The sequence below is a fragment of the Asticcacaulis sp. genome, assembly GCF_020217185.1.
Taxonomy (GTDB): domain Bacteria; phylum Pseudomonadota; class Alphaproteobacteria; order Caulobacterales; family Caulobacteraceae; genus Asticcacaulis.
In genome coordinates, this window is record NZ_JAIWNX010000199.1 from 1 (window position 1) to 10,000 (window position 10,000).

The 10,000-nt window shown below is 61.5% G+C and carries 7 protein-coding genes; 3 read left to right on the forward strand and 4 right to left on the reverse strand.

Going from position 1 to position 10,000, the window contains the following annotated elements; translation table 11 throughout:
- Positions 1-1,879: cell cycle histidine kinase CckA (gene cckA, locus LDL37_RS09860; protein WP_290797451.1), on the forward strand; the 1,879-nt coding region annotated here is incomplete at its 5' end.
- Here the strand turns inward: cckA and LDL37_RS09865 are convergent.
- Together LDL37_RS09865 and LDL37_RS09870 are read right to left on the reverse strand one after the other, a co-directional pair.
- Positions 1,857-2,414: a hypothetical protein gene (locus LDL37_RS09865; protein WP_290797454.1), complete on the reverse strand. Its 558-nt coding sequence runs from the start codon at positions 2,412-2,414 to the stop codon at positions 1,857-1,859. The two genes, cckA and LDL37_RS09865, sit on opposite strands and share 23 nt — an antisense overlap.
- 21 nt (positions 2,415-2,435) lie before the next feature.
- Entirely contained in the window at positions 2,436-3,143 is a 708-nt protein-coding gene (locus tag LDL37_RS09870; protein ID WP_126420413.1) for a FadR/GntR family transcriptional regulator, read from the reverse strand.
- A gap of 376 nt (positions 3,144-3,519) precedes the next feature.
- Between LDL37_RS09870 and LDL37_RS09875 the strand changes: the two genes are divergently transcribed.
- Positions 3,520-5,181 (forward strand): DUF5597 domain-containing protein, encoded by a 1,662-nt coding sequence (locus tag LDL37_RS09875; protein ID WP_290797458.1) that lies wholly within the window; start codon positions 3,520-3,522, stop codon positions 5,179-5,181.
- Between the two features lie 139 nt (positions 5,182-5,320).
- The gene (locus LDL37_RS09880) at positions 5,321-8,194 is read left to right on the forward strand and encodes a TIM-barrel domain-containing protein (protein WP_290797461.1); all 2,874 of its coding nucleotides are present in this window, start codon (positions 5,321-5,323) and stop codon (positions 8,192-8,194) included.
- A 102-nt stretch (positions 8,195-8,296) separates the two neighbouring features.
- Here LDL37_RS09880 and LDL37_RS09885 read toward each other — a convergent pair whose 3' ends face one another.
- Positions 8,297-9,136 carry a DUF1365 domain-containing protein gene (locus LDL37_RS09885; protein ID WP_290797464.1) on the reverse strand — a complete coding sequence of 280 codons (840 nt, stop codon included), beginning with the start codon at positions 9,134-9,136 and terminating at the stop codon, positions 8,297-8,299.
- A partial coding sequence (locus LDL37_RS09890) for an FAD-dependent oxidoreductase (RefSeq protein WP_366509238.1) occupies positions 9,133-10,000 on the reverse strand: 868 nt, incomplete at its 5' end. The genes LDL37_RS09890 and LDL37_RS09885, both read right to left, overlap by 4 nt.

Consider the following 10,000-nt stretch of genomic DNA (forward strand, 5'->3'; position numbering starts at 1 on the left):
GGCTCTGGTCGAGGCGCTGGCCGAACCGGCGGCGATCGCCAGCTTTGACGGCCGTCTGAGCGCCACCAACCCCGCCTGGCGCGACGCGGGCGGCAATGAGAAGCGCCTGCCGGCCGGAGAGGGCAGCGCTGCCCTATTCGTTGCCATGCGCGAAGCCCGCGCGCAGGGCCACAGCCGCGCTCTGGTGCGGCTGGGTAGCTTTGATTTTGAAATGCTGCTGTCGCGGCTGGGTGATGAGCGCGTGCTGGTGCGTGCGGCCTCGCAAGGCGTGCTGGGGACCGGGCTTTTGCTCAATCATGAACTGCCGGTTGCCGAGGGCATGGACACAGCGGAAGAGGCGGAAGCCGTTGTGGCGCAACCCTCCGTGGCCCCGGCTTTTGACGGGTCGGACGCGCCCTTTGGTCAGGCCTTGCTGGAAGGCGACACCCTGCTGACGGCGAAAATTACCCGCGTCAATCCGGTGTTTACGCGCCTGATGGGCGGCTCGGTGGCGGATTTGACCGGCAAGGTGTGGGGCGACCTGATCGACGCCGCCTCGCGCGAAGAGGCGCAGGCCAAGCTCGATGCCAAAAAGACCGCTTTTGAGGTCAAGCTGCTGTCGAACAAAGACCTGCCGCTTCAGGTGCGTCTGGCCCACACGCCGGGCGGCTTTATGCTCTATCTGTTCGACATCAGCGAGCAGAAGCAACTGGAGCAGTCTCTGGCGCAGGTGCAGAAGATGCAGGCGATCGGGCAGTTCGCCGGCGGTGTGGCCCACGATCTCAATAACCTGCTGACCGGGCTCAAGCTGCGCGTCGAAGACCTGCTGCACAACCACCCGCTGGGCGACCCCTCCTATGGCGGGCTGAACGAAATCCGGCAGATTTCGACGCGCGCCGAGGATCTGGTGCGCAAGCTGCTGGCTTTTTCGCGCAAGCAGACGGTCAAGCGCGTCACGCTTAATCTGGGCGAACTGATCTCTGAATCCGAGGTGCTGCTGCGCCGTCTGATGCGTGAGGACGTGAAGCTCGAAACCGAATATGGCCGTGACCTGCCCGACATCCACGCCGACAAGGGCCAGATGGAGATGGCGGTGATGAACCTCGTTGTCAATGCGCGCGATGCGGTGCACGCCTCCGGTGGCGGGCGTGTCAAAATCCGTTCGGCGGCGCTTACTCAGGCCGAGGCCGTGGCGCAGGGCTGGGCCGAGGCCCCGGCGCAGGGCGCGGCCCTGATCGAGGTGTCGGACAATGGCCCCGGCATCCCGCCGGAGATCATGACCAAGGTGTTCGAGCCGTTTTTCACCACCAAGCCGCTGGGCGAGGGGACGGGACTGGGGCTGGCGACCGTCTATGGCATCGTCAATCAGGCCGATGGCCATATCGCCATCACCTCGGTGGTGGCGCCCGCTGAGGGGCATGGGGCGACCTTCAAAATCTTCCTGCCGATCAAGGTGCACGTGGCAAAGCCTGACGCGCCGAAGGTCGAAGCGGGGCCAGCGTCTCCGCCCAAGGTCACGCCAAAGGACATGTCCGGTGCCGGGCGCATCCTGTTTGTTGAGGACGAAGAAATCGTGCGCGGCATCGCCGCCCGCCTGCTGCGTCAGCGCGGCTATGAGGTGACCGAGGCGTCGGACGGCGAGGAGGCGCTCGATATCATCCAGAGCGGCGACAAGTTCGACCTGCTGATTTCCGACGTTATCATGCCGGGGCTGGACGGACCGTCTATGCTCAAAAAGGCGCGGCCCTTCCTCGGCAATGTGCCGGTGATGTTCATTTCGGGCTATGCCGAGGCCGAATTCTCGGACCTTCTGGAAGACGAGGTGGGCGTGTCCTTCCTGCCCAAGCCGCTGGACATCAAGACGCTGGCCGAACGGGTCAAGGCGCAACTGGCGGCGTGAGTTTGGCGTTCGCCTCATACCACGCCAATTCGCTCTCAAGACCCTCAACAAGGCGGGCCAGCCCCGCCGCCGGGTGCGCGAGGCTGATGTCGCGTAACTGCTGGGTCAAACGCGCCAGCCTGTCGCCGGGGAAGGCGATATAGGGCAGGGCGCAGCCGGGTATGGTCAACACAGCAGATTGTCCAGCCGTTGTCAGAAGCTGGGCCTGACCCGGATTGCCGGTTGCGGGGTCGAGCCCCTCGATCATGGGTAGGCCAAGATCGCGGCTGCCCGACCATGTCAGACGTCCCGCCTTGTAGGGTTCGCAGACATACAAGACCGTAGCCGCCGTTTTCAGACAAAGGCACAAAGCCTGTACAGCATCAATGCCATAGATAGTCTTTGGCTTTTTTGCCCCTAAGCCTTCGATGAGGTAGGTACAGGCCCATCTGAGGTCCGTCTCCGCAAAAGGCCGCCAGACATAAAGATCAACAGTCCCGTCCTCGTCCAGTTCAAACTGGCGATGCAGGATGGCGTCTTCTTTGCGATGGTCCATCGTCCCCCCCTCAGACAGCGGCTATTCTCCGACCGCCGGATCGTAGGTTTTGATCAGTTCCAGCGATTCCAGCAGGATGGCGCGCATGGCGTGCAGGGCCCCGTCGGCGTCACCCTTTTCAATAGCGATCAGCACGGCTTCGTGCGCCGGGATGGAGGCGGTGTGGCCGGAAATCTTGTTGGTGACGCCGATCGACAGGCGCAGCGCCGTATTGATCAGTTCGCGGAGCTGCCAGAAGAAGGGGTTGCCCGACGCGCGCAGGATGGCAACGTGGAATTCGATATCGGCGGCAAGCGCCTGATCGTGTTCGGCGGCGTGGTCGCGCATACCGTTCAGGCCGTCGCGGATGGCCTTGATGTCCTTGCGGTCGGCGTGCTGGGCGGCCAGGGCGGCGGCCACCGGCTCGATAGCCAGACGCACCTCGGTAAATTCGCGGTAGATGGTGTTGGAAAAGGGGCGCTCCATCAGCCAGCGGGTGACATCCGGATCGAGCAGGTTCCAGCGGCTGACCGGTTCGACCTTGGTGCCCTGACGCGGGCGCGCGCTCAAGAGGCCCTTGGCCGTCAGCATCTTCACCGCCTCACGCGCGACGGTGCGGCTGGCTGAAAACTGCTGGCACAGTTCCGCCTCGGTCGGAAAACCGCTGCCGTCATAATGGCCGGAAACAATCGATTGGCCGAGGGTTTCCAGAAGTCCGTAGGTGAGGCTGACGCCGTGCTGCGTACGCATATAAGGGGCCTGTAGGCATGTCTGAGTCTTGTTATAGGATGAGTAATCACCGATATTTCCGCCGCTTGTCCAGCTTAAATGACAAATAAGACATCAAGGTCGCTCATCCACACGTGAAGTCGATGTGAAAACGATTGAAAATGATAGCGTTATCATTTTTGACCTTGCGCCCTAAGGCGAGGATGATTAAGACAATTGTATAATAAAAAATGCCGCCTTTTCAGGAGCGGTGTCTGTTGCGAGGGAACAGTGCGGTGCAGACGCACCGTCTAAAAAAGGCGGGCGGCTGTTTTATCCCTCAAGCGAAGTTCAGACGCGGACCGTGTGTCCGTCATAAGCGCCGGTGCGTCGCATCGGTCAGTCAGGGGAGCCGTGCATGGGTTTAAGAGTATCGCGCCGTCTGTTGATGTCCGCCGCTGTGATCAGCGCGGCCTTGTGCCTTGCCCCCGCCGTTGAGGCATGGGCACAAAATAAGCCTCTGCCGCAGGTGGTCAAAAAGAACGGCAAGTCGGCGCTGATGGTCGATGGCGCGCCGTACCTCATTCTGGGGGCGCAGGCCAATAATTCGTCCAACTACGTGGCGCAACTGCCCAAGGTGTGGCCGGCGATCAAGGAGATTCAGGCCAATACGCTGGAAATTCCGGTGGCCTGGGAACAGATCGAGCCGAAGGAAGGTCAGTTCGACTTCTCCTACGTCGATGAACTGGTGAAGCAGGCGCGTCAGAACAATGTGCGTCTGGTGCTGTTGTGGTTCGGGACGTGGAAAAACACCTCGCCCAACTATACGCCGGACTGGGTGAAGCTTGATAACAGGCGCTTCCCGCGGATCACCAAAAAAGACGGGACCATGTCCTATTGCCTGTCGCCGATGGAGCGCACGACGCTGGAGGCCGACAAGAAGGCCTTTGTCGCCCTGATGACGCACCTGAAAAAGATCGACGGCGACCAGCACACGGTCATCATGATCCAGCCGCAGAACGAGTCCGGCACCTATGGCAGCGTGCGCGACTATTCGCCCAAGGCGGAAAAGGTCTTCAAGGGGCCGGTGCCGCAGGCGCTGCTCAAAAAGAAGGGGCTCAGCAAGGGTGGCACGTGGAGCGAGGTGTTCGGCAAACACGCCGACGAATATTTCCACGCCTGGCATATCGCCAGCTATATCAACGAGATCGCGGCCGCTGGTCGCGCCGTCTATGACCTCCCCATGTACGTCAATGCGGCGCTGCGTGAGCCACTGATCGAGGTGGGGCCTGAGACCTATTCGTCGGGCGGGCCGACCCACAATGTCATCGACATCTATCAGGCGGCGGCCCCGGCCATCGATATCATCGCGCCCGATATCTATAAGCGCGACTCGGCCAATTACGAGGCGGTGCTGAACCTCTATTCGAAGTTCGAGAATCCGCTGTTTGTGCCCGAAACGGGTTCGGATACCGAATTTGCCCGCTATATTTTCAGTGTCTTCGGCCGCGGCGGCATTGGCTTTGCGCCGTTTGGTATCGACTATACGGGCTATACCAACTACCCGCTGGGCGGCAAGGACATGTCGCCGGAAGGCCTGAAACCGTTTCGGGAAAAGTACGCCCTGTTTGCGCCGATGATGCGCGACTGGGCGAAGATCGCCTATGAAAACCCCGTCTGGGGCGTGGCTGAGGCCGATGACCGCAAGCCGCAAAAGATCGACCTGGGCGGTAAGTGGACGCTCGACGTGCTCTATGGTGAGTGGCAGTTCGGTCTGACCGAATGGACGTGGCTGGGCAAGATCGACCCCGTGCCGGGGCGTGAAAAGCCCAATGGCGGTGTGGTCGTGGCGCAGTTGTCCGAAGACGAATTTCTGGTCACCGGCGTCCACGCCCGCCTGAATTTCGGGCTGGGCCCCAAGAACAAAGGCAAGAACCTGATCTTCCGTTCGGTCGAGCAGGGGCACTTTGAAAACGGCCAGTGGGTCGTCGATTTCGTGTGGAATGGCGACCAGACCGACTACGGCCTGAACCTGACCGGCCAGCCGGCCGTGCTCAAGGTCAAGCTGGCCACCTATTGATAATGAACCTCCTCTCTCTCGTTCACGCAGAGAGAGGGCCGGGGTGAGGGGCCGCACGGGCCGTCCTGCATACCCCCTCATCCGGCGCTGACACGCCACCTTCTCCCTCCTGGGAGAAGAGATATTCGGGAGAAAACAGATGAAACCCTATATCTACGCCTCGACGCTGGTCGTCGCCCTGATGGCCTCCACGGCGCTGGCCGGGACCTACAGCCGCACCGATACAGGCATTGTGGTCAGGCCGGATACCGGCACGGCGAAGGAAATCCGCCTCAATGTCATCAGCGACTCGATCATTCAGGTGGTCGGCGTCGATGACCCGGCGCGCGAACAACTGCCGTCGCTGATGGCCGTCGCCAAGCCGGACGGCAAGTTCACCGTGTCCGACGGCAAGGGTACCGTCACCCTTAAGGCCGCCGCCGCCTCGGCGCAGGTGGACCTGACGACCGGCCGCCTGACCTTCTTCAACGCCAAGGGCCAGCCGGTGCTGAAAGAAGTCAAGAGCGCCATCACCCCGGTGACGGTCGAGGGTAAATCCTATGTCGCCACCAGCGCCCAGTTCAACCCCGGCACGACCGAGGCCTTCTACGGTCTGGGGCAGCACCAGAACGCCCAGATGAACCTCAATGGCGAAGACATCGAACTGCGCCAGCACAATATGGATATCGGCATCCCCTTCGTGGTGTCGGATAAGAATTACGGCGTGCTGTGGGACAACAATTCGGTCACGCGCTTTGGCAATCCGGTGCGCTTCGGTCTGGCCAGCCGCGATCTGAAACTGACGGCGCTCGATGGTTCCAAAGGTCTGACTGCCAAATACTATGTCGATGACAAGCTTATCCTGACGCGCGTTGAGCCTGACATCCGCTATCAGTTCCTGAGCGATGTCGATAAGTACTGGCCGACCGATCCGGCCCTGAGCAAGGCCGCGACGACGGGCAAAACCGTCAAGGTCGTCTGGGAAGGCTCGGCCACCTCGGACACGCCGGGCGTGCACAAGATGCGCCTGTTTGCCTCGGACTATGTGACGATGAAGGTCGATGGCAAGACGATCTTCGATCACGGCATCTGGCGCATGGGCTGGAACGCCTGGTACAACAATTTCGAGCAGACTTTCGCCAAGAACAAGCCGGTCAAGTTCCACGTCGAATGGCTGCCGTCGGGCGGCCTGATCTCGCTGCACCATTCCAACCCGGAACCGGCGGCGGACAAGCACTCGCTGCGCTTCACCTCTGAGGCGGGCACGGGCCTGACGTACTATTTCATCTCTGCCGACAGCCTTGAAGGCGTCATTTCCGGTTATCACACCGTCACCGGCAAGCCGCCGATGATGCCGAAATGGGCCTATGGCTTCTGGCAGTCGCGCCAGCGCTACGAGACGCAGGATCAGCTTCTGGGGGTGCTCAAGACCTATCGCGACAACAAGTGGCCGATCGACAATATCGTGCAGGACTGGTTCTACTGGCCCGAAGACCAGTGGGGCAGCCACAAGTTCGATCCCGTACGCTTCCCTGATCCGCAAAAGCTGGTCGATGAGGTGCACAAGCAGAACGCCCGCATCATGATTTCGATCTGGGGCAAGTTCTATCCCAATACCGACAACTATAAGGAGCTGGACGCCAAGGGCTATATGTGGCGCCGCAATGTCGAACTGGGTGCTAAGGACTGGGTGGGGCCGGGCTATCTCAACAGCCACTATTCGCCCTATAATCAGGAAGCGCGCGACATCTATTACCGCCAGATGAAGGAAGGTCTGGCCAAGTACGGCTTTGACGCCTGGTGGATGGACAATACTGAGCCGGACGTGCGCTCCAACACCAGCCCGGAGGAGTTTGCCGAGCTGATCACCCCGACCCAGATGGGGCCGGGCGCGCTGGTCCACAACGCCTATTCGACCATGAGTTCTCAGGCCGTCTATGAGGGCCTCAAAGCCGATCAGCCGGACAAGCGTCAGTTCATCCTGACCCGTTCGGGCTTTGCCGGCGTGCAGCGTAACGCCGCCGCCCTGTGGTCGGGTGATGTCGTCGGCACCTGGGACAATCTGTACGATCAGATTTCGGCGGGCGTACAGACCGGCTTCTCCGGCGTGCCCAACTGGACGCACGATATCGGCGGCTATGCGCAGGAAACGCGCTTTCAGGGCAAGGATGTCGGGGCGCTTCAGGAAAACCGCGCCGCCGGTGGCACGGGCACGGCTGAGGACCTGAAGGAATGGCGTGAGCTGAACCAGCGCTGGTGGCAGTTCGGGGCCTTCTCGCCGCTGTTCCGCTCGCACGGCGAAGGCGTGAAGCGCGAAATCCACGAAATCTCGCCGCCGGGTTCGCCCATGCGCGCCAACATGGTGTGGTTCCTTGAGCTGCGTTACCGCCTGATGCCGTACATCTATTCGGCGGCCGCGGACGCCCATTACGAGTCGGCCCCGATCATGCGCGGCTTTGCGCTGGACTTCCCGACGGATGCCCGGGGGAAGGACGTCAAGGACGCCTATATGTTCGGTAAGTCGATCCTCGTTGCGCCGATCACCACGTATCAGGCCACCTCACGCAGCGTCTATTTCCCGGCGGGAACCAATTGGTACAACGCCTATACGGGCGAGATGGTGAAGGGCGGTCAGACGCAGACCGTCGCGGCTCCGCTCGATCAGTTGCCGCTGTTCGTGAAGGCGGGGGCAATCCTGCCAATGGGTCCGGTCATGCAGTATGTCGATGAAAAGCCGGACGCGCCGCTGACGATCAATGTCTATACGGGTGCCGATGGCCGCTACAGCCTCTATGAGGACGATGGCGTGTCGAATGGCTATGAGAAGGGCAAGTTCACCCGCATCCCGTTCAGCTATAATGACAAGACCGGCGAACTGACCATCGGGGCGCGCACGGGCCAGTACGATAAGATGGTGGCGGCGCGGACCTTCAAGGTGCGCTTCCTGAAGGCGGGCGACAAGACGACCGACTTCGACGCCCCGGCCATCAGCGTCGCCTATTCGGGCAATGCGGTGAAGGTGAAGCGGCCTTAGGTCTCCGTTCCTTATACCTCCCCGGCTTGCCGGGGAGGACCGCTGCCGCAGGGCGCGGTGGTGGAACCTGAAACGCGGCTGATCAGCCGCTAAGCCCCTCCGTCACCGCGCTTCGCGCGGTGCCACCTCTCCCGGCACGTCGGGGGCGTAAGACGGCAGAGCCTGTCCCACGCTGAAGACATCCGGGACCTGTTTGGGGCCGGGGCGGTATTTGACGCCCTTGAGCCAGATTTTCAGCGCTTCCCAGTGGATACCCCACACGACCTTTAAGGTCATCAGCGGCATGGTTAGGAAGTATTTCATCAGCACGCGGTCGTTCAGCGCCTCGCGTTGGGCATTAAAGCTCGCCACCAGCATCTTTTCGCGGCCTTCGGGGCGCACCTGCTCCAGTAAAATACGCAGGCCAAAGCGCGCTTCCGGCGGCGTCAGATCGAAGCTGTAGGCCATGTCCATATCCATGAACGGCGAGACGTGCAGCCGCTTGTCCGCTGCCTGATGCAGGCGGCCCTTGTCCTGCACCGGCAGGACGTAGCAATGGCGGTCGCCGAAGGTGTTGTTGACCTGATAGACCACGGCGCGCAGGTCGCCATCGGCCTTTTCGACGAAATAGAGGCTGATCGGGTTGAAGACGAAGCCCATAACGCGCGGCATGGCCAGCAGGAACAACCGGTCACCGGGCTCATAAAGGCCCTGAGGCGTCAGAAAGGCAATGATCCGTTCACGCAGCGGCGTGGCCGTGTCGCCCCGGACCGGACCGTGGTCACGCTCGTAAAAGCCCAGCAGATTAAAACGGTTGAGGCCGAGCGTCTTTAACGGTTTGAGGCTTTGATCGAGGTGGTCGAGATCGAACAGGATCTGAAACACCGAATATTCCAGATGGTGCACCTTGGGCGCAAAGCGGTGGTGCATGACGGGGCCGGCATAGAGGGCCGGGCGCATCATTCCGCCGCCTCCAGTTGGGCGCGGGCCGGTTGCCAGAAGATGCGCGAGCGGCCCCAGTCAAAGGCCCACGGGCGCGAAACGCCGCTGATGGCCTCGGCAACTGCCAGACCCGATTGCAGGCCGTCCTCATGGAAGCCCGCGCCGAAATAGGCCCCGCAGAACCAGGTACGGTTGACGCCCTGTAAGGCTCCCAACTGCGTCTGGGCGGCGATGGCGGCCTGATCGAACAGGGGGTGGTCGAACATCATGCGCTTGATCACCTTGTCTTCGGCGATTGGTGTTACGGGGTTGAGCGTCACGAACACGTCCCGACCCGGCAGGTTTTGCAGCAGGTTCATCCAGTAGGTGACGCACAGCATACGCCCTGCCGTCATCTCATCCTTGCGGCCGATATAGTTCCAACTGGCCCAGGCGTGGCGGCGGCGCGGCATCAGGCTGGCGTCGGTGTGCATCACCACTTCGTTGTCGGTGTAGCGGAAGGCCGACAGCACCTTAGCTTCCTGCGGTGTGGCATTGTCGCCCAGTATACGTAAAGTGTCGTGGGCGTGGGTGGCGAACACCACCTCATCGAAGTGATGAACCTCGCCGTGCGTATCGGTCAGGGTGACGCCCTCGGCGTGGCGTTCGGCCCGCACAATGGCGCAGCCGGTGCGGATGCGGTGTGTAAAGGGTTCGATCAGGCGCTCGACATAGGCCTGTGAGCCCCCGGTGACCGTGCGCCACTGGATGCGTTCGGCCAGATTGAGCTTCAGCAGGCCATGGTTTTCAAAGAAATTCATGAAGGCGCGGAACGGATAGTCCATGACCTCGGCGGCGGAGGTGGACCAGATGGCGGCGGCCTGCGGCACCAGATGGTCCTCGATA